At 47.2% G+C, this 24,350-nt stretch carries 24 protein-coding genes and 2 riboswitches; of the genes, 20 read left to right on the top strand and 4 right to left on the bottom strand.

What is annotated here, in order from left to right:
• Positions 1 to 8 precede the first annotated feature (8 nt).
• From AC58PQ_RS04720 to AC58PQ_RS04730, 3 genes are all read left to right on the top strand, one after another.
• Positions 9 to 989, top strand: coding sequence for a nitroreductase family protein (locus AC58PQ_RS04720; RefSeq protein ID WP_497240818.1), 981 nt, complete (start codon positions 9 to 11; stop codon positions 987 to 989).
• A gap of 184 nt (positions 990 to 1,173) precedes the next feature.
• Positions 1,174 to 1,266: riboswitch (cyclic di-GMP riboswitch) on the top strand.
• A 47-nt stretch (positions 1,267 to 1,313) separates the two neighbouring features.
• Positions 1,314 to 1,442, top strand: coding sequence for a hypothetical protein (locus AC58PQ_RS04725; RefSeq protein WP_497240819.1), 129 nt, complete (start codon positions 1,314 to 1,316; stop codon positions 1,440 to 1,442).
• Between the two features lie 111 nt (positions 1,443 to 1,553).
• Positions 1,554 to 2,528: a phosphotransferase gene (locus tag AC58PQ_RS04730; protein ID WP_497240820.1), complete on the top strand. Its 975-nt coding sequence runs from the start codon at positions 1,554 to 1,556 to the stop codon at positions 2,526 to 2,528.
• 71 nt (positions 2,529 to 2,599) lie between these two features.
• Here the strand turns inward: AC58PQ_RS04730 and AC58PQ_RS04735 are convergent, their stop codons facing one another.
• Entirely contained in the window at positions 2,600 to 2,734 is a 135-nt protein-coding gene (locus AC58PQ_RS04735; RefSeq protein WP_497240821.1) for a hypothetical protein, read from the bottom strand.
• Between the two features lie 204 nt (positions 2,735 to 2,938).
• Between AC58PQ_RS04735 and AC58PQ_RS04740 the strand changes: the two genes are divergently transcribed.
• The 9 genes from AC58PQ_RS04740 to AC58PQ_RS04780 all read left to right on the top strand — a co-directional run bounded on the left by AC58PQ_RS04740 (position 2,939) and on the right by AC58PQ_RS04780 (position 9,580).
• A complete protein-coding gene (locus tag AC58PQ_RS04740; RefSeq protein ID WP_497240822.1) occupies positions 2,939 to 3,610 on the top strand; it encodes a hypothetical protein in 672 nt (223 codons plus the stop codon).
• A 32-nt stretch (positions 3,611 to 3,642) separates the two neighbouring features.
• Positions 3,643 to 4,218, top strand: a complete 576-nt coding sequence (locus AC58PQ_RS04745) for a hypothetical protein (RefSeq protein ID WP_497240823.1) — start codon at positions 3,643 to 3,645, stop codon at positions 4,216 to 4,218.
• Positions 4,219 to 4,241: 23 nt separating this feature from the next.
• A complete protein-coding gene (locus tag AC58PQ_RS04750) occupies positions 4,242 to 5,210 on the top strand; it encodes a copper amine oxidase N-terminal domain-containing protein (protein ID WP_497240824.1) in 969 nt (322 codons plus the stop codon).
• A 97-nt stretch (positions 5,211 to 5,307) separates the two neighbouring features.
• The gene (locus tag AC58PQ_RS04755) at positions 5,308 to 5,724 is read left to right on the top strand and encodes a hypothetical protein (protein ID WP_497240825.1); all 417 of its coding nucleotides are present in this window, start codon (positions 5,308 to 5,310) and stop codon (positions 5,722 to 5,724) included.
• A gap of 185 nt (positions 5,725 to 5,909) precedes the next feature.
• On the top strand, positions 5,910 to 6,833 hold the full coding sequence (locus AC58PQ_RS04760; protein WP_497240826.1) for an NAD(P)/FAD-dependent oxidoreductase: 924 nt from the start codon (positions 5,910 to 5,912) through the stop codon (positions 6,831 to 6,833).
• Between the two features lie 26 nt (positions 6,834 to 6,859).
• On the top strand, positions 6,860 to 7,099 hold the full coding sequence (locus tag AC58PQ_RS04765; RefSeq protein ID WP_310500553.1) for a glutaredoxin family protein: 240 nt from the start codon (positions 6,860 to 6,862) through the stop codon (positions 7,097 to 7,099).
• A gap of 26 nt (positions 7,100 to 7,125) precedes the next feature.
• Positions 7,126 to 7,677: a peroxiredoxin gene (locus tag AC58PQ_RS04770; protein WP_497240827.1), complete on the top strand. Its 552-nt coding sequence runs from the start codon at positions 7,126 to 7,128 to the stop codon at positions 7,675 to 7,677.
• A gap of 867 nt (positions 7,678 to 8,544) precedes the next feature.
• Positions 8,545 to 9,225, top strand: coding sequence for a putative endonuclease domain-containing protein (locus tag AC58PQ_RS04775; protein WP_497240828.1), 681 nt, complete (start codon positions 8,545 to 8,547; stop codon positions 9,223 to 9,225).
• A 91-nt stretch (positions 9,226 to 9,316) separates the two neighbouring features.
• Positions 9,317 to 9,580 (top strand): hypothetical protein, encoded by a 264-nt coding sequence (locus AC58PQ_RS04780; protein WP_497240829.1) that lies wholly within the window; start codon positions 9,317 to 9,319, stop codon positions 9,578 to 9,580.
• Between the two features lie 327 nt (positions 9,581 to 9,907).
• Here AC58PQ_RS04780 and AC58PQ_RS04785 read toward each other — a convergent pair whose 3' ends face one another.
• On the bottom strand, positions 9,908 to 10,987 hold the full coding sequence (locus AC58PQ_RS04785) for a LacI family DNA-binding transcriptional regulator (protein ID WP_497240830.1): 1,080 nt from the start codon (positions 10,985 to 10,987) through the stop codon (positions 9,908 to 9,910).
• A 247-nt stretch (positions 10,988 to 11,234) separates the two neighbouring features.
• Between AC58PQ_RS04785 and AC58PQ_RS04790 the strand changes: the two genes are divergently transcribed.
• The 7 genes from AC58PQ_RS04790 (at position 11,235) to bioC (ending at position 20,441) form a co-directional block, all read left to right on the top strand.
• Positions 11,235 to 14,351 (top strand): beta-galactosidase, encoded by a 3,117-nt coding sequence (locus AC58PQ_RS04790; RefSeq protein ID WP_497240831.1) that lies wholly within the window; start codon positions 11,235 to 11,237, stop codon positions 14,349 to 14,351.
• A 165-nt stretch (positions 14,352 to 14,516) separates the two neighbouring features.
• The gene (gene bioA / locus AC58PQ_RS04795; RefSeq protein WP_497240832.1) at positions 14,517 to 15,884 is read left to right on the top strand and encodes an adenosylmethionine--8-amino-7-oxononanoate transaminase; all 1,368 of its coding nucleotides are present in this window, start codon (positions 14,517 to 14,519) and stop codon (positions 15,882 to 15,884) included.
• A gap of 1 nt (position 15,885) precedes the next feature.
• Complete coding sequence (gene bioD, locus AC58PQ_RS04800; protein ID WP_497240833.1) at positions 15,886 to 16,617, top strand: dethiobiotin synthase; 732 nt, start codon at positions 15,886 to 15,888, stop codon at positions 16,615 to 16,617.
• 13 nt (positions 16,618 to 16,630) lie between these two features.
• Positions 16,631 to 17,629, top strand: a complete 999-nt coding sequence (bioB, locus tag AC58PQ_RS04805) for a biotin synthase BioB (RefSeq protein ID WP_497240834.1) — start codon at positions 16,631 to 16,633, stop codon at positions 17,627 to 17,629.
• A gap of 22 nt (positions 17,630 to 17,651) precedes the next feature.
• Complete coding sequence (gene bioF / locus AC58PQ_RS04810) at positions 17,652 to 18,830, top strand: 8-amino-7-oxononanoate synthase (RefSeq protein WP_497241290.1); 1,179 nt, start codon at positions 17,652 to 17,654, stop codon at positions 18,828 to 18,830.
• Positions 18,827 to 19,609 (top strand): alpha/beta hydrolase, encoded by a 783-nt coding sequence (locus AC58PQ_RS04815; RefSeq protein ID WP_497240835.1) that lies wholly within the window; start codon positions 18,827 to 18,829, stop codon positions 19,607 to 19,609. Before bioF ends, AC58PQ_RS04815 begins: the two co-directional genes overlap by 4 nt.
• Positions 19,572 to 20,441: a malonyl-ACP O-methyltransferase BioC gene (gene bioC, locus AC58PQ_RS04820; RefSeq protein ID WP_497240836.1), complete on the top strand. Its 870-nt coding sequence runs from the start codon at positions 19,572 to 19,574 to the stop codon at positions 20,439 to 20,441. The genes AC58PQ_RS04815 and bioC overlap by 38 nt, the downstream gene beginning before the upstream one ends.
• 64 nt (positions 20,442 to 20,505) lie before the next feature.
• Here bioC and thiC read toward each other — a convergent pair whose 3' ends face one another.
• Complete coding sequence (gene thiC / locus AC58PQ_RS04825) at positions 20,506 to 22,281, bottom strand: phosphomethylpyrimidine synthase ThiC (protein ID WP_497240837.1); 1,776 nt, start codon at positions 22,279 to 22,281, stop codon at positions 20,506 to 20,508.
• 91 nt (positions 22,282 to 22,372) lie between these two features.
• Positions 22,373 to 22,482: riboswitch (TPP riboswitch) on the bottom strand.
• 51 nt (positions 22,483 to 22,533) lie between these two features.
• Positions 22,534 to 22,770 (bottom strand): AbrB/MazE/SpoVT family DNA-binding domain-containing protein, encoded by a 237-nt coding sequence (locus tag AC58PQ_RS04830; RefSeq protein ID WP_497240838.1) that lies wholly within the window; start codon positions 22,768 to 22,770, stop codon positions 22,534 to 22,536.
• 211 nt (positions 22,771 to 22,981) lie between these two features.
• Between AC58PQ_RS04830 and AC58PQ_RS04835 the strand changes: the two genes are divergently transcribed.
• Positions 22,982 to 24,208 carry a GNAT family N-acetyltransferase gene (locus AC58PQ_RS04835; protein WP_497240839.1) on the top strand — a complete coding sequence of 409 codons (1,227 nt, stop codon included), beginning with the start codon at positions 22,982 to 22,984 and terminating at the stop codon, positions 24,206 to 24,208.
• The last annotated feature ends 142 nt before the right edge of the window (positions 24,209 to 24,350 follow it).

The raw sequence follows: 24,350 nt of genomic DNA on the forward strand, positions 1-24,350 counted from the left end.
TGGCAAAAGTGTTATTAACTAAAATGAAAAGTAAACTTAGACCGTTTAAGATGTATTATCATTTAGTATTAAATTATTATTATGATTTTCGAAGATATTATTTTAATACTAACAAACATAATTATTTTTCTATTGAGGCAAAAATAATCAAGCATTATCATGTATTGGAAAAAGGCCTATCAATGCCAGATGTAAAACAGGGGTTTGGGCAAGATGTTGCAAAATCTTTATTAAAACTTTGTGAGGAATACATAGATGAAGGCTATTCAATTGAGGGAGATCAATTTTTATCATCAATAAGCGTACTTAAACAATATTTAGATTATAATTCTCAGTTTAGGGATTTTTCAGCGTTAATAGAAATCTATGAAGGATTGATAAATAGAATAAATATAATTAGTGATTCTATTGAAGGAGGTTATAAAGAGTTCTCAAAGGATGATATTATTCAAGTCTCAAAACTAGGGTTCAAAGAGTTTGCTGCACTAAGATACTCTGTCAGAGATTATTCAGAAGAAGTTGTCGATATAAAACTTATTAATGAAGCGATTACCATTGCCCAAAAATCACCATCAGCATGTAATAGACAAGCTTCAAATGTTTACATTGTAAGTGATAAATATCTTATCAAGAAAATTCTAAGTTTCCAAAATGGGAATAGAGGTTTTGGTCATTTGTCAAATAAACTCTTAATTGTAACTAATGATATCAGGGCATTTGATGGGCCTCATGAAAGAAATCAATCATTTATTGATGGTGGGATGTTTGCCATGTCCCTTTTATATGGTTTGCATTATCATGGTTTAGGAGCATGTCCTCTAAATTGGAGTACCACACATAAAACGGATAGAAAGTTTAAAAAGACAATTGGTATAAATGAAGCTGAAAATATTATTATGATGATAAGCGTTGGACATCTTCAAGAGTCTTTTAAAGTCGCAGTTTCGCATAGAAAGAGGCTAGAAGATATTGTGACTTATTTAAGATAATTAAGGTATTTCTATTTAAATTTAATAATAAAATCAATTATATTTCATTTCAGAAGTAAATATTAATATCAACCCCACCAATCTAGTTCTTTCGCCCCTCCTTCACCACAAAGAACACGACGAATAGACCATTGTCCCAAATTGTAGATTTGTTACAATAGAGATACAAGTCAATCACATAACCGGACGATAATGGCAAAACTGATGAAAATCAGTGACGCAAAGCTAAAGGGACTAAGATGGATTCATGAATCCAAGATGTCAGCCAGCTTCCGAAACATCGTGCCTCCGCCGTGGTTTATGTGAAATCGAGGAGGAAGTAGAATGGATAAGTATTGGCATTCTTTTTGGTTGCGGTTCAATGAAGTGATCCTAGACAGCTGTATCTGTGATGTGGAGCGGACGAAGATTTTTGATAAAATTAGTTATCACCGAACGAGATTACATACATAACCGAAGGGCACCTGGCGCAGGTGCTTTTTTCTTTTTCAGGAGAAGAGGAAATGCGAGCGTGTCCGTGAATAAGGATAGTGGCATAGTAATGAAGCCGGAGGTGTGTTAGCGGTGAGTAAACAGCGTGAACAGGTTCTCAGCAGATTGGTGACGCCCACTGGCGAGTTAGATAGCGCAAGGTTAATAGATAGACAGCCACTCTATACTGGGCGCAATGGCAAGGTCATTGAGCGATTCTGGGTGGAGCTGAATGGAAAGCGAGAGTCGTATATTTTCAAACCATTAACGAATGGGAAGACGGTTGGTCGCGAGAAATGGATCTACGAGCATTTGCTACCTGCGGTGCCGGTTCGGTATCCTGCGCTGTACGCGGCAGCCGAGCATGAAGATCCTGATCGCTACTGGGCGATCTATGAAGATATGGGCGAGATGTCGCATCACCTGACGGAAGAGGATTATGCGGTGGCCGCCGCGTGCGTGCCATTATGGCATAGTCTACCACTAGACCGGGTGCCGAGTCATTTTGCAGGGGATAAAACAGATTTAGCTGATTTACAGCAGGACATGCTGAATGCGTTCCCGATTACAAGGGAGCGTTTGTTAACGTTAGGAGTAGAACAGACGAAGGTAGTAGCGATTGAGAAGCTTCTAACGCAATGGAATGGCAGCTTCGAAATGGAGATTGTGATATCGCACGGTGATTATCATCAGGGGAATATGAGTCGGCGCGGTGATGAGTTAATTATTCTAGATTGGGAGTTTGTTCATCATAATTCGGTGTACTGGGATTTGTATGGTTTATTAGATATGACACATCCGGATTTTCCTAAAATGATCAGTCCTGCGGTACGTTTGGAAGCTCTCAACGCATATATGAATCAGAGGGTAAAGCTAGGGTGGGAAGTAGATCGGAGGGTTTTTATTACAGACTATCATCGTTATGCCATGGTCTATTCGTTCTGGATGCTAGGTCTGATTGAACAGGATTTACATAAGGGACAATGGGAAGTTTCCAAATTGCTGCGCGCGCAGCAAGAAACGATATCATCACTTGTGGCGTGTTTGGCCTATTGTGAAGTAGGATAAACGAATTTCAAAAGATAGGACTAATGACCCTGTCGCTAGTCCCTCTTATTTCGACTATTTAACAAATTCAATTATGGTTTGCTCGTTAGTCGTCTACGTTTAAAACCCCAAAACTTGATCCAAATATCGCCCTCATCGTCTTTGAAAAGCTTAATACCAGCTAATTTCAATGGTGTCCACAACTCTGTAAAATAGTAATTTGGCATTGCATAGCCCCCTGTATGATGTAGCTAACATAATTATAACTTAAGACCTATGAAATGTGTGTCGAAATATGTCGAATCGGACATAAGAAGTCTGCTTTTTTATCAAGCACCCGTTGGGTGCTTTTTTTACCGACATGATGTGACTTCTGGGCTCAAAAAGCTTATAATTATGGCATATCTTGTACTTAATCTGGTGGTGTTGTGATGGCTCTGAAGAAGTGGAAGAAACGATTGATTTGGATAGGAAGTAGTGTGATTGTCCTGTTGGCTCTTGGGTATTTTGGAATGAATATCGCTATGTCTTATGTCCTGCAATCGATGATCCCGCAGGTTCCTATTGAAATAAATGGACAAGCCTTTGAGAGTGATAGTTTGGTGAGTGCAACGGATTCTATGAAATCAGTTGAGAGTGGTGAAGGCACGAAGCTTCATCCGGTAGAGTCCGCAGTTTCCGGGGATAAACAAGGAGAAGAGAATTCGCAGCGTACGGGAGCGCCGTCTACTCCTAAGAATTCTAGCAGTGAAAGTAGCGGAGCTGTGCAAGCTGGACAGACGGCTGCGCTAACGCAATCTGAATCGAAAGATAAATTCAGTTATCAGGCACAAGTGTCTTCGGAAAAGGCGAAAGAGGTTCAGGATGCTATTACACTGAAAGAGAAGGCTTCGGTTACTTCGGTACTATTGAAGAAATTAAGCGCGTCGGATCTTCAACTTTTTACCAAGATGGCTGGGAATGGCTTGTCTGTGGATGAGAAGAAGAAGGCGAAGGAGATCATTCTGAAGAAGCTGTCGGAAGATGAGTATAACCAACTGATTGGGATCGCAGCGAAATATGGATTGAGCCAAGGGAAATCATTTAAAGACACGCAGAAGTAAGTGAAGAGTATATAGGGTTAGAGGGGATTTTGGTGAAAAAACGTACTAAATGGTTGGTAGTCTTGGCTGTTCTCGGCCTCATTGGAGTGGGCGGATATTCGGCCTATGCCTATGCAATGAATCTGATTGGGAATAAAATTGCCGATCAACTGGTTCGTGAAGCCACGATCAATGAACAATTATTGGCCGATATGGAGTTACCTGTTTTGCCTGAGAACAAAGATGTAGCTATGTCCAATGCGCCAGTGTCGACATCCAATCCACAAGCAATAGACAAGGCGAAGTCGAATGGTACCGACAAAGCAGTTGCAGACCAGGGCCAGGCTGAAGCGAAGTCTGTACCTAACACAACGGCTCAGACAACAGGCAGCAATGCTCAGGAGAAGCAAGATACGAGCGAGAAGAAGGACGGCTTAGCTTTCTCGAACAAGCAAGAAGCGATCAAGTTTGTGATGAGCCGCTTCTCAGTGTCTGAGCTGAATCGATTGCGGCAAATGGCTAGCGGCGGCTTAACGCCAGAGAATAAGTCAGAGTTAAAGAAGATCGCCTACGCCAAATTTACATCGGCAGAGATTGCTGCCGTTCAGAAAGTCGTTTCTTCCCAATAATACATAGATGAGGTGCTTTGTAAGTGAAAGTTAGCAATCGATTGAAAGCGATAGCGGGATTATCTTTAGCTTTACTCGTTGGGACATCTGCACAAGCAACAGCAGCACAAGCACCAACGGATGTGGATGTGTATCAGATCCCGATGCATTTTACTTTTGACGGGAAGGAATATGCACCTCCAGAAGGTCAGCAGGGTTTCATCTATGAAGGCACGACGTATGTCCCGATTCGATTCGTTTCATACTCGCTGGATAAAGCAGTAAACTGGAACTCGGATACCTACACGGTGACGATCGCGGAGCCTAAAGCTTCAGACAAGATCAACATTAATGAATATAAAATAAATGCTCAGGTGTATGCGAAGAGCGATGAGAAGTTCGATAAATCCAAGTTAACGACAAGTAATTTGAAGGTGTATAAAGAAAAGATTTCTTACGTATTCGATGGCGTAGCGAAAAGTCCATCTGAAGATTTGCCTGGCTATATTGTGGACGGCAGTTTGTATGTGCCGATTCGTTTCTTCTCGGAGTCGGTTGGGAAGACGATCAATTGGGATCCGGAAACGTATACGGTGTCCGCGGATACCACGGTAGAGAAGACAACAGAAGTGAAATTGCCGGAGACGGCCAAGCCTGTGCCGGGAGTGCCAATCTTTGGAGATGGCGGTGGAGTCGTCGCTCCGGTGAAACCATCTCAGAGCTCAATCGAAGCGGAGGCGCTTGGAAAGTTACTCTCTTTACAGACAGAGGCTGATATAGCCCTAACAGCGCTGTATAATCAATACAAAGCTACGCCAAGTGAAAGTTTAAAAGCTCAAGGCGATGCAAAGGTCGCAGAAATTGATAGTCGCTTTGAACAAATTATGAGTGAAACCAGTACGAAGCTAACAACAAATGGATATGATACGGCGATGATCACGACATATAGAACCATGTACGCACAGATGAAAGCAGCTAAAGAAAAGGAGAAAAAAGCTAGTTTGTCCCAATAATCCGCCCATTTTTGGGCTTTTGTTCACCGAGTAGGCAATCGCACACATACAGTATAGTAGAAAATCAAACTATACACAGATTGTGAGTGATTCCGATATGACGAAGCGTGAAGATCAAGAATTTAGACCACCGCTCGGAGGGCATGGCGGCGGTATTGGACATGGAATCGGAGGTCCTGGCGGCATTGGAGGCCCAGGTCATGGTCCTGGAGGCATTGGTGGACCGGGTCACTTTCCAGGAGGCCCTGGTGGACCTGGACACTTCCCCGGCGGCCCTGGAGGTCCAGGACACTTTCCAGGAGGGCCTGGCCACTTTCCTCACCACGGTGGTGGCTTTAACAATTTGCTGCCTTGGGTAGTGGCTCCATTGTTATATGGCGCGGCGACACAACCGTACTATCCATACCCACCTTACAACACATACCCATATCCGTATCCATATCCCTATCCGCCGTACTATCCGCAATATCCACCATATCCGTACCCTGTGAAAAGGGAAGAGGATGATTTGTAGTCTTCATAGCGTAAAAATAAGAGCTGTCTAGAAGTAGGAAATCGCCTACGTTCTAGCAGCTCTTTTTCTTGTTATTTAGAATTATTATAAATAAGGTTGACTTTATTCTTATTTTATTTATAATAATTATTATCTGATATATATTATCGATTTAATCGAAAGCCGTATAGAAGGAGTGCATGACCATGTATGATGTCATTATTGTTGGAGCTGGACCCGCGGGAGCTTCTGCGGCGATTTATACAGCAAGAGGTAATTTGAAAACATTAGTAATCGATAAAGCGCCGAATACAGGAGCTTTAGCCATAACGCATAAAATTGCGAATTATCCCGGCGTTATCGGGGAATTGTCGGGTAAGGATCTGCTGGAAACGATGCGAGAACAAGCCAAAGGCTTTGGAGCAGAGTTCATCCAAACAACGATTACCAACGTAGATGTGGAAGGCGAAACGAAATATGTGTTTACCGCTGATGGGATGTATGAAGGCAAGTCCATCATCATTGCAACAGGGTCCAAGGGACGCAATCGCATGCTGCCTGGTGAGGAAAATCTGATGGGACGCGGGGTTAGCACGTGTGCGACTTGCGATGGTGCATTTTTCGAAGGGAAGACGGTTGCTGTGATCGGAGATTCCGAAGAAGCACTGGAAGAAGCGCAAGCCTTAAGTAAGTTCGCCAGTCAAATCCACTTCGTCGTACCGCGTCCTGAGCTGCAAGGTGTTCATCACCTTCCGGAATTGAAAGGCACGAACATCCTCTACAAAACCAAGCCGCTCGAAGTGCTGGGGGACAAGCAAGTGCAAGGTCTCAGAATTCGTACAAGCTCTGGCAGCGAGGAAGTGCTGGACGTGGATGGGGTATTCGTTTTCCTATCTGGCAGCAAGCCAGGTACGGATTTCTTGCAGGATCAAGTCCCTCTCGATGAGGATGGCTTTATGATCTTGGATAGTTCCATGCAGTCGCCGGTTGCAGGTGTTTTTGGAGCAGGAGAAGTGAGACGTACCCCAGTCAAACAAGCGGTTGTTGCCGCTGCTGATGGTGCGATTGCTGCAATGGCTGTCGATAAATTTATTAATAAACGGGCTCAATTGATCCCGCAATACAAATAATTCAACCTTTTAGGAGATGACCAACTATGTCTAATGTAATCGTATATTCCAGTACTAATTGCCCGTATTGTGTTCAACTGAAAAAATATTTAACAGAGCAACAAGTTGGTTTTGAAGAAAGAAACATCGATCTGAATGATCAATTTGGACAAGAGCTGCACGATATGGGCTTAATGTCACTGCCTGTTACAGTGATTGGCGAACACAAGATTCTAGGTCTCAACGTCACCAAACTCAAAAAAGCACTAGCCGAAATCGCTAGCTAATTCATAACCCCAAAGGAGATTACACCATGACACAACAACTAACCGTTCAATCTAATCCTACTTTTGCTAAAATAGGGCTGCCAGCACCGAGCTTCTCCCTACTCTCCACGAAAAATATGGAGACGCTCGAGGACTACCGTGGCAGATGGCTCGTGTTCTTCTTCTGGCCATTCGACTTCACCTTCGTATGTCCAACGGAAATCACCGCGTTCAGCGATCATTACGAGCAGTTCCTCGACCTCGATTGTGACATCGTCGGCGCATCTGTAGATAGTGTCTACACGCACCGTGCATGGACACAAACACCGCGAGATCAAAGCGGCATTGGCCCTGTGAAGTTTCCTTTGGTCAGTGATTTCTCCAAAGAAACAGCACGTGCCTATGGCGTCCTAGATGATGAAACAGGTGCTGCGCACCGCGGTTTGTTCATTATCGATCCTGATGGTGTGCTGCGCTATCAAGTGGTCACCGACATGAATGTAGGACGCTCGGTTGACGAGACGCTGCGTGTGCTTCAAGCGCTGCAAGCTGGCGGTCTATGCCCAGCGAACTGGAAGCCTGGCGATCGTACGCTGTAAGCTATTTTTCTGCTTTTTCTGTAGAAAAAGCAACGCTAGCGCACAAAACTTGTGCGCAAGGAGATCGCCCCCGTCGGCCGACGCATGCTAGCGCACAAAACTTGTGCGCAAGGAGATCGCCCCCGTCGGCCGAGGCATGCTAGCGCACAAAACTTGTGCGCAAGGAGATCGCCCCCGCCAGCTGACGCACGCTAGCGCACAAAACTTGTGCGCAAGGAGATCGCCCCCGCCAGCTGACGCACGCTAGCGCACAAAACTTGTGCGCAAGGAGATCGCCCCCGTCGGCCGACGCACGATAGCGCACAAAACTTGTGCGCAAGGAGATCGCCCCCGTCGGCCGACGCATGCTAGCGCACAAAACTTGTGCGCAAGGAGATCGCCCCCGTCGGCCGACGCACGATAGCGCACAAAACTTGTGCGCAAGGACGTCGCCTCCGTCGGCTGACGCGTGCTAGCGCCCAAAACTTGTGCGCAAGGAGATCGCCCCCGTCGGCCGACGCATGCTAGTGCCCAAAACTTGTGCGCAAGGAGATCGCCCCCGTCGGCTGACGCATGCTAGCGCCCAAAACTTGTGCGCAAGTGCATCGCCCCCGTCGGCCGACGCACGCTAGCACACAAAACTTGTGCGCAAGGGGATCGCCTCCGTTGGCTGACGCACGCTAGCGCACAAAACTTGTGCGCAAGTGCATCGCCCCCGTCGGATGACGCACGATAGCGCACAAGGAAGTGTTTCTTTCAAAAACTATTGTAATTTTCCTTAACTTGAAGTAAATTACTCATTATCAAGGTCGTGAAGCACACGCCGCTTGCACCGGAACTCGTTTCCAGTGCAAGCGGCTATTTTATTTCCTCAAGGTGGAGAAGAAGATGGAGAAAATATATGGTGAGATGAGTTTGCAGCTACGTGCTGCGTACGAAAAGTGGATGGCATTACAAATCAAGTCGTGCACAGGGGATCGGCGGCTGCGACTGCAAAAGGGTCTGAGTTTCTCATTAATGAAATACATTATCCATGTGTTCTGGCCTGCTGTTGGGAGTTTTGACGGTTGGTTTGCTGAGTACGAAGTGATGGATTTTAAAGACGGCTTCCGATACCTTGATTTGGCCAAACCATCGACCTTTATCAAAATGTGCATCGAAGTAGACGATAAGGGAACACATGGTCATAACGTGGATTCGTATAAATTTTCAGATGACCGATTCCGCCAGAATGACCTTATCATCGACGATTGGAAGGTGCTGCGCTTTTCACTGCATAGCATCCTGGAGCAGCCACGCCGCTGCCAACAACAGTTGATGCATGCGTTAGCGAAGTGGGGGATTGAATCAAATATTGCCCAACCACTGTTGACTCCAACGGAACTTGCTATTTTCAAATTTATTGAAAATAAGACAAATGCCTACTCGCCGATTACGATAGCTCAAGCAGTTGGAATCCATAGAAATACTGCAGTTAAATATCTTAAGTCTCTAGTTAAAAAGGGTAAAGTGATACCTGATGTTAAAACTGGTGGTCCAATAAGGAGATACCGCAGCAATAAGTGTTAATGACTAAATGTGAACATCATCAAGCTGGCATGGCTTTCCTGTATGAAGTATAATGGATAAACTACAGTCAGATAGTGAGGTTGAGTGCAGCATGGCGTCCATTGCGGACAAGGTATTTATGGGTTCTTTGATTTTAATGATGGTATCCGTTGTTATAAGCGGGGTTGGCTTTCAATTCGTGAATTGGAAATCCCAAGTAAATGATGAGCTAGAGGAAGAAACGAAGACGAGCAGCAATCGGAAGAAAAATGTCATGGATCGTCAAGATAAAAGCTTGAAGCGAATCGGGCGCTCTTACTTATTTTGGATTGCGCTTGCGGGCATGCTAGTATCCGTTGTGCTTAGTTATTTATAGAAGATGATCGTCCGTAACGGACGCAGAGGACGCTATTTGGGTTAAAATAAGGGTTTTTTAAAGCTAACGGGCACAGAAGACGCTATTTCGAGGAATTCAGTCCTAAATCAAGTTGTTTTGCCTCAATAGAGGCGCTGATGTCCGTTAGCTTCTGATAAAACCAATTTGGTCGGGAATAACGTCCATGGTGTCCGTTAGAATAGGCAGATGGTGGGAAGATTGACGGAATAGTATCGGCAGATGATGGGCAGATCGACGGAATAGTAACAGCAAATAAACACGCCGAATTCGGCGTGTTTATTTACTATGGTCAAACCAATCGCCATGCTAACCAGAATCCCGCGCGATGAAGCGAGAAGATAACACAACCTTCTCCACTTGTCTGCCTGGGTGTTTCAATCGGTACAGCAACGTTTCTACAGCTCGGATGCCTAGAGATTCTTTTCCGAGCTCAATTGTGCTAAGCGCAGGAGTCGCATAGGCGGCCGCTTCGATATTGTCCAGTCCAATGACCTTAACTTGACCAGGTACATCGAGGCCGTGACGTTTTAAGATAGGTAATAGTGCTAGCGCTAGGTGATCATTAGCACAAATAAAACCATCGGGCATGTTTTCCTCGGTAAGTGCCGCTACTTTACGCTCCAAGTGCTGAAGCATGTGAGGCCCGGAGTAATCGATTTGCCATTTCTTCAAATGATAGTGCTCAACGTGCCCAGCCATATCCTCCAAGGCCATGCGACAGCCCCACCATCGCTCTTTAAAGCTAACGGCGAATTGATCATCGCCAATGAAAATAACGCGCTTCGCGCCAGTGGAGAGCAAGCGTTGACAGGCCATTTTGCCAGCGTCCAAATTATTATTGAGCACACTATCGACTTCGATGAGCGGTTCATGATGGTCAATGAGGACGAGCGGAATCCCGCTCATCTTCAAAGAAATGACGGACTGCGCAGGAAAGGTTCCTGCTAGCAGCTGCCCCATGCAATGTGATGGATCGAGATAGGAAGGCATCTGCAGCTGGGTCTTGTGGTGAGGTGCGATGGGTACGATGAGATGCTCATAGCCTAACTCTTTGCTAGCTGAGGCAATACCGGTGAGGACTTTCCCCCAGAAAGGGTTATCCTGTAAATAGACAGACTGAATCCAGACCAAGATATAGGGAGTAATTTCGGCTGTTGTGTGCGTGTGCGTACCTTCATTCGTTTCTGCATCATCAGCTCGAGAGCTCTTCGGCGAGCGTTGCGTATGAGTCTGCTGGAGCGTATAGCCCATGGCTTTCGCGGTCTCCTGAATACGAAGCCGGTTCTCTTCGCTAACGCCTGATTTACCTGATAATGCTTGAGATACGGTGTATTTGGACATACCGAGTCGGTCGGCAATTTGCTGCATGGACACTTTTTTACTCATGATAGACATCCTTTTATGTTGAAAAATACTTAATAATAATACATATCGAACCTAACAAATCTATTCTTCCTGATCCGAGTGAGATTGTCAATATTCAGCTGCTTCGTAGGTTTGTTTTAAAAAAAGATTGACCTCATCTAAGAAAGTGAGTAAATTATGTGCATAATCATAAGTTGTTATCCTAACAAAAATAACAAATCTCGAACGAGATGTCATTGGGACACATACCCACTTGGAGGATGAGAGCATGCTTACAACGATCATATTTTACGATCCCGCGTTTCCATACGAAGGAATCCGGCCTGATGACAAGGCTGTTGCACAGCTTGGAGAACTAGGAAGAGTGGTTGGGGCAAATGAGTTACAAGAAGCGCTGCAGCAGGGGGCAGATAACTTCATTCATCTACATGGACGTTACTTTCCTAAGTCAGCTTGGCAGGCGATCCTCGCTCATGTGCGTAAAGGCAAAGGATTCGTACATGTAGGCAGTGCGCCATTCCGAGTACCGGCTTACCTTGGTTCAGAAGGCTGGGAGCTGGAGATTGAGCAGACGGCTTACCATCAGCAGCTTCAAATTCATGAAATCCTTTCCGTTGATGACGCACCCATTGCTCGATATGCTGCGAATACCGAGTTACCGCTGCTTGCTGGCAAGGAAAATCTGTTCGCTATTCAACCGACGGTTGGATTCGCCTTACATGTGACGCGGACCGATGATCATCCAGGGCAAATTGGTTCCAGCGGTCCGATGGATGCGCATTTCACTCCCTTGCTGAAGGGGGTTTCTAGCGAAGGCCGTGAGGTCGCGGCGCCTATTGTGCTTCTTGAGAACACAAAGGGTGCGTTCGCTGGGAGCCGTTGGATTTTCGCTAATGTGGTCACGGATGAAACCTTCTGGGGTAATGGTGGAGCTGCGCTAGTCGGCGAGTTGGCTGCTTATACGAAGCGCGGCGTGACGGAAATTTGGTTCAAGCCGAACTATGCTTGTTATGACCCGGGTGACCGCGCAGCTTTGACTGTTCAATTGCAGACGATTGCGAATCGTACGGAAGCAAGTTCAGAGAATATGTCATGGACGTTCCACGTTGAAGTGATGAAAGAAGGGAATGCGTCCCCGATCTGGACGACGGAATTCTCGATGAACGCGTCACGTGAGCTCTCTTTTAAAAAGGTAAACATGCCCATTGATATTGAACCGGGTTACTATACAACGTTTTGTAAAGCGGTAGCCAATACGGGGGAAACGCGCATCTTTAACCAAGGCTTCTGGGGATATGATGCAGATTTGCTTCGTGAAGGAACGCCGATGTCTTGTGATCGCGACTACTTCTGGAAGGACGGACGTCCGCTTCCGATCGTTGGGATGACGTATATGACGAGCGATGTGGCGAGGAAATTTTTGTTCCTGCCGAATGTTTCCGTGTGGGACAGGGATATTGCGCAAATGGTCAAAGCGGGCATCAACCTGCTGCGTACTGGCGTCTGGTCGGCGTGGCGTCAAATCATGTTCGTGGACGGGCATCCTTATGAGGAGGTGCTGCGCAGCATTGATGCTTTCATTTTGACATGTAAAAGGCATGGAATCGAGGTCACCTTCAATTTCTTCTCGTTTACACCAGAGCTGTGGGAAGGCGTGAATCCGTACTTGGATCCTCGCAGCGTAGAAGCGCAGAAGCGGTTTATTTCTTCGGTGGTGTCCAGACATAAGGAAACGACGAACGTGCATTGGGATCTGATCAATGAGCCATCGATGTTTAATCCGAGCAAGCCTTTTGCTGGGCCGCAGTCAACGCATGATCCTTTCGAGCACGAGGCTTATGTGGCATGGCTGGAGGATCGACATGGGGATATTCGCAAGCTGCAAGAGCGTTGGAATATGTCTCCTGCGGAGCTGCCGAGCTTTGCTAGCGTCCGTTTGCTTGATCCTTCCGAGGTGAACATGAGTACAACGGAGACTGTGGAGAAAAAAGGCTCACCATGGCTGGACTACACCCTATTCACCATGGACATGCACAATCGGTGGGCGAAGGAATTGATCGCGACGATTCGCAGTATCAATCCAGCTCAGCTGGCAACGGTGGGCCAAGATGAGGGCTTAGGAGCGCAGCGGCCATCGCCTTTCTTTTATGCAGAAGCTGTGGATTATACAACGGTGCACACCTGGTGGTTGATGGACCAATTGGTGTGGGACGGGATTTTCTCCAAGGCGTGGGCGAAGCCGAGTTTGATTCAAGAGACCGGCATAATGTATGTCGAGACTGCGGATGGGCGTGCGAAGCGTTCGGAGTACGAGTTGCGAAATATTTTGGAGAGGAAATATGCGTATGCTTTCTCGACAGGCGGAGCGGGAGCTGTTCAGTGGATTTGGAATATTAACTTCTACATGAACAACATCAATGAGTCGCATATCGGTGCGCTTCGGGCAGACGGGACAGAGAAGCCGGAGGCGGATGTTTCTTATGATTTCGGGGCATTCATGGGAGAGATTCGAGATCTCTTCGTTGGCCGTAAATTAGAGGATGTCGTTGCTGTATTCCCGTATTCGAATGATTTTTCCACGCGAAAAGTTGCCGGTGACGCAACAGCTAAGCTGACACGTACACTAGCTTATGGCATGAATGTGCCATTCCGCGGGTTGAGTGAGTATCACTTGGAGGCGTTAGCGTCGGATCAGCCGAAGCTGATTATCGTGCCTAGCGCACATAACTTCAGTGATGACGCTTTGGAGAAATTAACGACGCATGTGCGTGAGAACGGGGGGACGCTGCTCTTTACTGGACCTATTGGCTTAAATGAGTACTGGGCTCCGACAGCGCGATTGACTGACGTGGTTGGCGAAACCGTGCTTAGCAACATTGTCCGTGAAGAGGCGATGGTATTGGATGGCGAGATGTACCCCGTTTCTTTCGGCGGTGCACGGATCGCTCAGCTGAATAAAGAAGTTGCGCTCTCCGATGACGGAGACTGGAATTCTCAGCATGGTATCGTTCGCAGCTATGAGCTAGGCAAAGGGCAGCTGATCTGGTGCCCACTACCGGTTGAGCTGGGCGAGCGTGATGATGTGCTAAAGAAGCTGTACGCTTATGCGCTGAAGTCGGCTGGCGTTGAGGTGGAGCTAACGTGGGTGAAGGGCGGGCAGTTGCCCGGTGTTTACGGGCGCAAGCTGAGCTTCGACGCCGGCGCATTGTTTATCTTCGTCTCGGAGTTCGGCGTTGATACGCAGATCGAAGTGATCGATCCGGCAACGGGTGGGAGCTACGCGTTCGAGCTGGAAGCGGAACGTACGGTGATGTTCGCCGCGAATACGGCAGGTGAGTTGTTGGCGGTGTATCGACCTGCGCAGGTTCAGGTGGAGTTGAAATAGTAAAGATGAAGCCCCCGAATGAGAAGAAGTTCTCATTTGGGGGCTTTTGGTTTTGCGGGATCTGGTAAAATTTCCTTTACAGAATTCCTCCTATTTGTTAGAATTGCCAAAGTCGATTGTCAACCTATATAATTTTAATTTGGTTGACAATTAAATGATTAACGGATGGTGATTCATGTGTTAACGAATTATGAACGGCTTGCTGCCCTGAATAAGGAATACTTATGGCATCCTTTTACGCAAATGAAAGACTACAATAACGCTGATCCGCTCATTATTGAGCGTGGGGAAGGCATGAAGTTATTTGATGTCCATGGACGCGCCTATTGGGACGGTTTTTCATCCGTCTGGCTCAACGTACACGGACATAATGTTCCCGAGTTGAATCAGGCCATCACGGATCAGTTGGGACGCGTCGCCCATTCCACGCTGCTCGGAATGGCCAATGTACCAGCGATCGAGCTTGCTGAGAAGCTGGTGGAGATTACACCGAAAGGATTAAATAAGGTGTTCTACTCGGATTCAGGTGCGACAGCTGTCGAGATTGCGATCAAAATGGCGTTTCAATACTGGCATAACCAAGGAGCACGAGGTAAAACGAAGTTTATCACCATGAATCAAGCGTACCACGGAGATACAATCGGTGCGGTAAGTGTCGGCGCTATTCCTCTTTATCATGAAGTGTACCGCCCCATGTTATTTCCTTCGCACGTCATTCCATATCCCAACGCTTATCGCCATGATGGGGGTGAGAGGGAGGTATTGGAAGCTACACTCACTGCACTGCGTCATTTACTGGAGGCGCGGGCGGATGAGATTGCAGCTCTCATCGTGGAGCCCATTGTGCAAGGGGCTGGGGGCATCGTTGTTATGCCGCCGAGCTGCTTGCGTGAAATGTCAGCCTTGTGCCGGAAACACGGCGTACTGTTAATCGCTGACGAGGTGGCGACTGGCTTCGGTCGGACGGGTGCCATGTTCGCTTGTGATCTCGAAGAGGTTACACCGGACTTGATGGTGGTTGGAAAAGGGCTTACAGGCGGTTATTTGCCGGTGGCAGCAACACTCGCGACAGATGAGATCTACCAGGCATTCTATGCGGATTACCAAGAGCAGAAGACATTTTTTCACGGTCATTCCTACACAGGCAACCCGCTTGGTTGTGCGGTTGCGCTAGCCAGCTTGAAGTTGATGGAAGAGCGCAGCATGGTTGAAGGCGTTAGAGCGAAGGCGGCATTTGTCGAGCGTAAGCTCGCTGCGATTAAGGATCGCCCGCACGTCGGAGATATCCGGCAGAAGGGATTGATGATCGGAATCGAGCTTGTACGCGATAAGTCTTCACGCGAGCCGTATGATTGGGCAGAACGAATTGGTGTGCGCACAAGTCTGCGTGCCAGAGAACTTGGCATGCTAACAAGACCGCTTGGCAATGTGATGGTGTTTATCCCTCCGCTTGCGGCTAATGAAGCTGAGCTCGATGCGATGACGGATATTTTAGTAGAATCCATCATTAGCGTGACAGAAGGGGCTCATTGATATGAGCAGAGAGAGCGTTGAACGGATACGCGGTTTATTTGTGACAGGGACAGACACTGGCGTTGGGAAGACCGTGGTCACTGCGGCTATTACTGCTGCGCTTCGAGCAGAAGGGATGAATGCGGGTGTCTGGAAGCCTGTTCAATCCGGTGTACGGCTAGGCAGCGGATTGACCGATGCGGAGAGGTTGCTGCAAATGACGGGTATCGATGAGCGCCCAGAAGATGTGGCACCATTTACCTTCGAAGCACCGCTTACGCCGCTGTTAGCCGCTAAACAGGCGGGTGTGACGCTTACGCTCAAGGAGCTGATTGCAGCAGGTATTCCCCTTTCTAAACGTTACGATACGCTGCTCATCGAAGGCGCAGGCGGCGTCGGTGTACCGCTTACCCATGACAGTCTTATGGTGGATTTGATTTCGGAGCTTCGGATTCCAACATTAATTATAGCGCGTTCCAGCCTCGGCACGATTAACCACACGCTTCTGACGGTGTCATTTCTGAGGGCTCATGGCGTTCCGATTGTAGGTATTATTATGAATGACGGGGAATGGCTGAACCCGCCTGACGACCCGAGCATGGCTACCAATGCGGAGCTAATCGAACAGTACAGCGGTACAAAGGTCCTAGGCAGGTTTCCCCACATACCCGCCAGTTCGAATTCAGAAATGTTCATACATACCGTTCGACAAACCATCCAATTGGGGCCGATCAGACAGGTATTGAATACATAGGAGGATGATAGAAATGAATACAATTATTGTTGATTTGAAATGGCAATCGCTTGCACAGAAAGCGTTACTAGGGGAGTGTATTACGCTAGAGGAAGGGCTCGCTGTCCTAGAAGCCGACAATGATGAAGTGCTGCTACTGCTGCAGGCTGCCTTTCAGGTGAGGAAACACTTTTATGGTAAGAAAGTAAAGCTGAACATGATCATTAATGCCAAAAGCGGGCTATGCCCCGAGGACTGTGGCTACTGCTCGCAATCCATTGTTTCGACGGCGCCTGTTGCCAAGTACACACTGCTTGATAAAGATACGCTGCTTGCTGGGGCGCGTGAAGCGTTGGCACGCAAGGCGGGAACCTATTGCATCGTGGCGGCTGGTAAAGGCCCGACAGATAAGGAGCTAGATCAAGTCGTAGACGCAGTAAAAGAAATACGTGAAACGATGCCGCTAAAAATTTGCGCATGTCTGGGCATACTCAAGGGCAACCAAGCCGAACGACTTGCAGAAGCAGGCGTACATCGATACAACCATAACTTGAACACCAGCAAAGCTAATTACGCATCTATTACCACAACTCATACCTACGACCAACGGGTTGAAACCGTGGATCAAGTGAAGTCGCAAGGCATGTCCCCTTGTTCCGGCGTCATAATCGGTATGGGTGAGACCAATCAAGAAATAGTTGAAATGGCTTATGCCCTCCGCGAACTCGATGTAGATTCGATTCCCATTAATTTCCTGAATGCGATTCCTGGAACCCCGCTAGAACACGCAGGCCGTACGCCTTCGATGAAAGCGTTGAAGGTACTGGCTTTGTTCCGTTTCATTTGTCCATCGAAAGAGATTCGTGTGGCAGGCGGACGTGAGGTCAACCTCCGTAGCCTACAGCCACTGTCCCTATATGCTGCTAATTCACTTTTTGTAGGCGATTATTTAACGACAGCAGGTCAAGACATTACGGCTGATCATCAAATCATTGAAGATCTGGGCTTTGAAATCGAATTAAACGCCCTTTAAGGTTGTGATAACCATGGATGCTATGAATTGGATGGAAAAAGAACTTGAGTTACTCGCTGGAGCCTCGTTGGAGCGATCCTTGCGCAGGAGTAATCCAGTAGTCGGATCTCCAGGCTACATCGTGCGAGGAGAAAAAGTGTTGCTCAACTTGTCATCCAATGACTACCTTGGACTCGCCCAGCATCCCGCAATCATTGAAGGGATGAGGAAGGCGCTGCTTACAGAAGGAGCAGGTTCAGGCGCTTCGAGGCTTGTGACGGGCAATCGGCCACCGTATGAAAGTCTTGAAGAACAGATAGCGATTTGGCAGAAATGTGAAGCGGCACTCGCTTTTGCAAACGGCTATATGGCTAATTCTGGTGTTATTGGCGCGCTTGTAAGCAGGGGAGATGTGGTCTTCAGCGATCAATGGAATCATGCGAGCATCACGGACGGGATTATAGGGAGTCGAGCTGAACACGCTAGGTACCGTCACAATGATATGGCACATTTACGTAGGTTACTGCATAAGTACCGAGACAAAAGAAGGAAGTTAATCGTAACGGACGCTGTGTTCTCGATGGACGGTGATCAGGCGCCATTGCGTGAGCTAGTGGCGCTTAAACGCGAGTTCGGAGCTATGCTGATGGTAGATGAGGCTCACAGCGGGGGAATTTACGGGAAGCGCGGAGAGGGATTATGCCACGAGCTCTCCCTGCACGATGATGTGGATATTCATATGGGGACGTTCAGCAAATCGTTCGGTGTCTATGGCGCATATATCTGCGGCAGTCATATGCTTATTCGATGGTTGATTAACAAAGCGAGACCGCTCATTTACTCGACCGCTTTACCCCCTTCGATCCTAGCTGGTATTGCGGAGGGGTTAGCCTTGGTCCAAGCTGAGCACTGGCGCCGAGAAAGGCTATTCGCGTTAAGCGGCCTATTCCGTTCCCTGCTGAGGGCGGCCGGTTTCACGATCGGTGTCGGCAACTCCCCGATTGTACCCGTGATTGTTGGTGATAACGCTACGACCTTACGCTTTAGCAGAGCACTTGAAGCTGAAGGAATTGCTGCAGTAGCGATACGTCCGCCGACTGTTCCTGTTGGCACGGCTCGTATCCGCTTCTCTTTATCAGCCGCCCACACAGAAAAAGAACTGACGGATGCTGTTGAACATATCCGCAGCATTGGATTCCAACTGGGAGTGTTGAAGCGATGATGACACAGGATGTGAAAACTCGGAGAGAGTCAAGATCAACCGTGTTGTGGCTGACTGGATGGAGCATGTCGGATCAGGTTTTCGATCGTGTGCGAGCGTTGTTGCCTGATTTTCATCACATATCTGTCGATTACAGTAAGGCGGATTCGCCTGAGGAAATGCTACTCTTGACGGAAACGGCCGCCATGCCTATCATTTCTTCGAATGAGCGTGGCAGGCTGTTGATCTGCGGATGGTCCCTCGGTGGATTATTAGCACTGAGATTAGCAGCCAAAGGTTACGGGGATGGACTTGTGGTCATTGCGGCAAATGCTCGATTTACCCGTTCCAAAGAAGAGAAGGAGCTAGGATGGTCAGCTGCAGCCATTAGACAGATGATGACAGAGCTGCAGAAGGATCCACAACGTGTTGAAACTAAATTTCGGCAAAACTTATTTACAGAAGATGAATTAGAAGAAGGTCTTGGAGGGGGACTTCCTTTCCCTGGTGGATGGACAATCTCAGGACTCCTATCTGGCCTCCAGATTTTGCGAGATGTGAACATCGTGTCTGAGTTGCCGACTCTCACTTGTCCTGTGCTGATCGTTCATGGAACTGCAGATCAGATTTGCCCTTACGGCGCTGCACGAGAGCTTGCAGCCCAATTGCCGGATGCGGAGTTAGTTGCAATTCCTAATCGTGGGCATGCTCCGTTTATGGAAAGAGAGGCTGACATAGCTGATAAAATGAGGAGTTGGTGGCATGAACGCGAAGAAAACCGCTATTCGTCGTCAGTTTAACCGTAGCTCCAAGGGGTTGTATGATCATCATGCCCATGTGCAGCGAAGCATGGCTGAGAGGCTGGCACAATCTCTGCGGGATGTCCACGCAGATGAGTTCAACATACTTGAGATCGGCTGCGGCACGGGAGCTCTTACCGAAATTTTGTTGAACAAGTGGTCGTCATCCGTGTCGATTACTGCACTTGATATCGCACCAGAGATGATCAAAGTAGCTGAACAGCGAGTGCGATCAAGTAGATGGAACGAGATAGATGCCGTATACGGCCTTTCGTCTCGATTACGATTTTTGGTTGGGGATGTTGAAACGTGGGCGCATGATGCTCCAACAGCTTCATTTGATCTCATCGTCTCTAACGCCTGTTTCCAATGGCTGAATCATCCAAGGCAAACGCTAGGGCATCTTCGGCGGATTATTCGTCCTGGAGGCAGGCTGGTGTTCACCACTTTCGGACCCGATACGTTCTATGAATTGCACGAGTCATTTCAAGAAGTATATCGAGCAATCGGTATAGAACCGCAGCGGCATGGGCTGTCTTTACAATCGAGAGCGCAGTGGAAGGAATGGCTTTTAGAAGCGGGATTTTCACATATCCAAGACGAGCATTCGATCCAAAAAGAAATGTATGCGTCTGTAAGAGAATTTCTTTACTCCGTAAAAGCAATGGGAGCTAGCACGTCAGAAGCCATTGCATGGCATGGTCTCAGCAAACGACGTCTGTTCGCCAAGATGTATGAAGTATACGAGGAAAAGTTCGGTATACAGGGGGGCGTTGTTGCGAGTTACGAGCTTCTTATGTTCGAAGCGGAGGCGGATGAGTGGAAAGGATAATTCCTTCTAATAGATGAAGATTCACTGAAAGGAAAAGAGGGTTGCCGCAGCAACCCTCTTTTGTTTACGTATAAATTTTGTGACCCGCTTTCTTAAAAGCCTCCGACTTTTCACTCATGCCTTGTTCAATGGCTTGCGCATCCTCAATGCCTTGTAGTTTGGCGTAGTCTCGGATATCTTGGGAAATCCGCATGGAGCAGAACTTAGGACCGCACATCGAACAAAAATGAGCGATCTTGGCACCTTCTGCAGGCAGTGTCTCATCATGATACGCTATGGCTCTTTCTGGATCCAAGGATAAGTTGAATTGATCATGCCACCGGAATTCGAAACGTGCCTTAGATAACGCATTATCGCGATCCATGGCGCCTTTATGACCTTTGGCTAAATCAGCGGCATGAGCAGCAATTTTATAGGTGATAACCCCTTCACGAACGTCATTTTTATTGGGCAAGCCCAAATGCTCTTTGGGAGTTACATAGCACAGCATGGCTGTACCAAACCAGCCTATCATCGCTGCTCCAATGGCAGAAGTGATATGGTCATAGCCTGGCGCAATATCCGTAGTAAGCGGTCCTAATGTGTAAAAAGGAGCTTCATCACAGATTTCAAGTTGTTTATCCATATTTTCCTTGATTAAATGCATGGGTACGTGACCAGGGCCTTCTACCATGACTTGCACGTCATGCTTCCAGGCGATTTTGGTGAGTTCACCTAACGTTTCTAATTCTGCAAACTGGGCTTCATCATTCGCATCTGCAATAGATCCTGGGCGTAAACCGTCGCCTAATGAAAAGGATACATCATAGGCTTTCATGATTTCACAGATCTCTTCAAAATGTGTATACAGGAAGTTTTCCTGATGGTGGGCGAGACACCAGGCTGCCATAATAGAGCCGCCTCGTGAAACAATACCTGTTACTCGTTTAGCCGTAAGAGGAACATAACGCAGCAGAACACCAGCATGAATGGTAAAGTAATCGACGCCTTGCTCAGCTTGTTCAATAAGCGTGTCTCGGTACACTTCCCATGTCAAATCTTCTGCTTTGCCATTCACTTTCTCTAGTGCTTGATAAATAGGTACGGTACCAATAGGAACAGGGGAGTTACGAATAATCCATTCTCGGGTGGTATGAATGTTTTTACCCGTAGAGAGATCCATAATATTATCAGCGCCCCAGCGAGTAGCCCATCTCATTTTTTCCACTTCTTCTTCAATGGAGGACGATACAGCAGAATTTCCTATATTCGCATTGATTTTCACGAGAAAGTTACGTCCAATAATCATAGGCTCACTCTCAGGGTGATTAATATTTGCGGGGATAATCGCTCTGCCGCGAGCGACCTCGTCCCTCACAAATTCCGGAGATACATTTTCGCGAATCGCGATATATTCCATTTCGGACGTGATGATACCTTGACGTGCATAATGCATCTGGGTTACATTACGACCATTTTTCGCTCGCATAGGGTGACGATGTAAACCGGGAAAAACCTCAGCAACGTGCTCGCCCTTGGAATATCCGTTATCTTCCGGTTTAATCGTTCTTCCTTCATACAGTTCAACATCGCTGCGTTCTAAAATCCAATTCAAACGATTAGGTGGAATTCCTTCACGAATATCCGTTTGGATCTCCTCGTCTGTATATGCGCCGCTCGTGTCGTACACACGCAGAGGGGCGTTTTCCTGTTCTCCGTAAGCACCTGTTGTAGGACTCAATGTGATTTCACGCATAGGAACTCGGATGTCCTTTCGCGAGCCCTCGACATACACTTTTTTGCTTCCCGGAAAAGAGGAGATTGAAGAAGAGACGTTTTCTTTACTTGTTTCCATTGACATTTTCCCATGCCTCCTATAATTGATTGTGATCAAGCGGAGGATTCATGCTGCGAAAAAAGACCGCATCTCTAATAGAGGCGGTCTCCTGGTATACAAAGAGATCTTGTGTTCCTCCGCTGGCATTATCCAGATCAGGTTTAACGGTCGATAGTTGTAACTATCCTCTCAGCCTGGTCTCACCAAGCTCCCGTGACTATGCACTTAGGTATTTAATTTACACGTTAATTCCAAATTATGCAAATGTTATTTTGTTTAGGTAATCTCATCAATACATTTGCTGCAAACGAGCTTCCCTTTGAAATAGGACATGTCCTCAAAATTACCACAGAACACACAAGCAGGCATATACTTCTTAAGTGTAATACGCTCTGGATCTACATAGACCTCGATCGCATCACCGATCTCAATATGAAGTGTACGTCGAAGCTCAATAGGCAAAACAATACGTCCCAGCTCGTCTACTTTTCTTACGATTCCCGTTGATTTCATATACATTTACCCCCCTTTATTTCATGAACGAATGAAAGGCATCTCCAAGTTACAAGGCATCATAATGTGTATATACATCTATTCCACATATGCACTCAAATTCCTTTTATTTACTTCTTCTGTTTTAAGAATGTTGATAATATTCGGGTTGTATGGATTGCTTTGAATTCTACATGTTAGAATGGAAGCAAATAGACAAATGGGAGGCCCTATGGATCAAATCAGATTATTGAAGCAGGATGAATTGAAGGACAGTCTTGCGTTGTCGGAGTTTGCTTTTCAATTTGCTATGTTGCCGGAGGAGCGGGAAGACCGGTTGGCTGTGATGAAGTCCGAACAGATCTGGGGATATTTCGTGGAGGATCGGCTAGCAGCGAAATTAATGATTCTGGAGTTGAAAACGTGGATTAACGGCAAAGCATTGGGGATGGGCGGCATTGCTTCTGTTGCGACATGGCCAGAATATCGTCGTCAGGGAATGGTCGGCCAACTGTTGTCACAATCGCTGAAATCGATGAAAGAGTCCGGGCAGGTCGTATCGTTCCTAGCGCCGTTTGCCTTTGCGTTTTATCGCAAATACGGCTGGGAAGCCTATATTGATTACATGCGTTATGAAATTGCCGCAAACCAGTTACCCAAGCCGGAGGTTGCAGAAGGTAGCACGCTGAGACGGATCGAAGCGGAAGCGGCGGTGCTGAATCCGATCTATGAGGCGTATGCGAAACGCTTTAACGGAATGCTCGTTCGGACCGAAGCATGGTGGAGTAATAGAGTTTTCAAGCCTAAGAAAGGGATCGTAACCCTGTACTTGAATCCTGCTGGTGAGCCGGAAGGCTACATCATATATCAGGTAAAGGAAAGGATACTCACCGTACATGAGTTGGTTGCACTAAGTGAGGACGCCAATCGTGCGCTATGGCGATTGATCTCCAATCATGACTCGATGGTTGACAAAGTAGTATGCCAGGCGCCGCTTGGCGACCCGCTGCCTTATTTGTTGGCGGATCCCCGAATCAAGCAGGAAGTCATTCCTTATTTTATGGCACGGATCGTCGATGCCGAAGCCTTTCTGCAGTCATATCCATTTAACGAAGTTGCGGATGGAACTGAGGTAAGCAAGCCATTCTATCTGCAGCTTCAGGACGATCAAGCCGAATGGAATAACGGGATATTCCGAATTCAACTTGGGAGCGCTGAAGGGAACGACATCGTAAAGCTGGATGAGGAACAAGTGTTCCATAGTGGGGGCGGCGCCGAGGTAGAGGCGGAGCGGGACGTCATTTCGTGTGATATCCAGACGTTATCAGCGCTGCTAATGGGTTATAAGCGAGCCTCGTTGCTGCATCACATTGGCCGTCTACACGGCAGCGCGGATGAGATCTCCAGATTGGAACGATTCATTCCGGAACGAACAACGTATCTGACGGATTTCTTTTAAGTATTGGTAGAGGAGGGGCTGGCTTTGACTAAAATATTACTAACTTCTAACGGTTTCTATACTGCGAGTATTTAGAACCAATTTTTAAAGCTAATTGACAGAGAAATCAGTCAGTTACATGTTACGATTATTACGACTGCCT

The sequence above is a fragment of the Paenibacillus sp. J22P143 genome (assembly GCF_059692035.1).

Excerpts from the sequence above, each read along its gene's own strand:
- AC58PQ_RS04725 (WP_497240819.1), top strand. The coding sequence starts at position 1,314 with ATGGATAAGTATTGGCATTCTTTTTGGTTGCGGTTCAATGAAGTGATC.
- AC58PQ_RS04735 (WP_497240821.1), bottom strand. The coding sequence starts at position 2,734 with ATGCCAAATTACTATTTTACAGAGTTGTGGACACCATTGAAATTAGCT.
- AC58PQ_RS04740 (WP_497240822.1), top strand. The coding sequence starts at position 2,939 with ATGGCTCTGAAGAAGTGGAAGAAACGATTGATTTGGATAGGAAGTAGT.
- AC58PQ_RS04755 (WP_497240825.1), top strand. The coding sequence starts at position 5,308 with ATGACGAAGCGTGAAGATCAAGAATTTAGACCACCGCTCGGAGGGCAT.
- AC58PQ_RS04760 (WP_497240826.1), top strand. The coding sequence starts at position 5,910 with ATGTATGATGTCATTATTGTTGGAGCTGGACCCGCGGGAGCTTCTGCG.
- AC58PQ_RS04765 (WP_310500553.1), top strand. The coding sequence starts at position 6,860 with ATGTCTAATGTAATCGTATATTCCAGTACTAATTGCCCGTATTGTGTT.
- AC58PQ_RS04770 (WP_497240827.1), top strand. The coding sequence starts at position 7,126 with ATGACACAACAACTAACCGTTCAATCTAATCCTACTTTTGCTAAAATA.
- AC58PQ_RS04775 (WP_497240828.1), top strand. The coding sequence starts at position 8,545 with ATGGAGAAAATATATGGTGAGATGAGTTTGCAGCTACGTGCTGCGTAC.
- AC58PQ_RS04780 (WP_497240829.1), top strand. The coding sequence starts at position 9,317 with ATGGCGTCCATTGCGGACAAGGTATTTATGGGTTCTTTGATTTTAATG.
- AC58PQ_RS04785 (WP_497240830.1), bottom strand. The coding sequence starts at position 10,987 with ATGAGTAAAAAAGTGTCCATGCAGCAAATTGCCGACCGACTCGGTATG.
- AC58PQ_RS04790 (WP_497240831.1), top strand. The coding sequence starts at position 11,235 with ATGCTTACAACGATCATATTTTACGATCCCGCGTTTCCATACGAAGGA.
- bioA (WP_497240832.1), top strand. The coding sequence starts at position 14,517 with ATGGTGATTCATGTGTTAACGAATTATGAACGGCTTGCTGCCCTGAAT.
- bioD (WP_497240833.1), top strand. The coding sequence starts at position 15,886 with ATGAGCAGAGAGAGCGTTGAACGGATACGCGGTTTATTTGTGACAGGG.
- bioB (WP_497240834.1), top strand. The coding sequence starts at position 16,631 with ATGAATACAATTATTGTTGATTTGAAATGGCAATCGCTTGCACAGAAA.
- bioF (WP_497241290.1), top strand. The coding sequence starts at position 17,652 with ATGAATTGGATGGAAAAAGAACTTGAGTTACTCGCTGGAGCCTCGTTG.
- AC58PQ_RS04815 (WP_497240835.1), top strand. The coding sequence starts at position 18,827 with ATGATGACACAGGATGTGAAAACTCGGAGAGAGTCAAGATCAACCGTG.
- bioC (WP_497240836.1), top strand. The coding sequence starts at position 19,572 with ATGAACGCGAAGAAAACCGCTATTCGTCGTCAGTTTAACCGTAGCTCC.
- thiC (WP_497240837.1), bottom strand. The coding sequence starts at position 22,281 with ATGTCAATGGAAACAAGTAAAGAAAACGTCTCTTCTTCAATCTCCTCT.
- AC58PQ_RS04830 (WP_497240838.1), bottom strand. The coding sequence starts at position 22,770 with ATGAAATCAACGGGAATCGTAAGAAAAGTAGACGAGCTGGGACGTATT.
- AC58PQ_RS04835 (WP_497240839.1), top strand. The coding sequence starts at position 22,982 with ATGGATCAAATCAGATTATTGAAGCAGGATGAATTGAAGGACAGTCTT.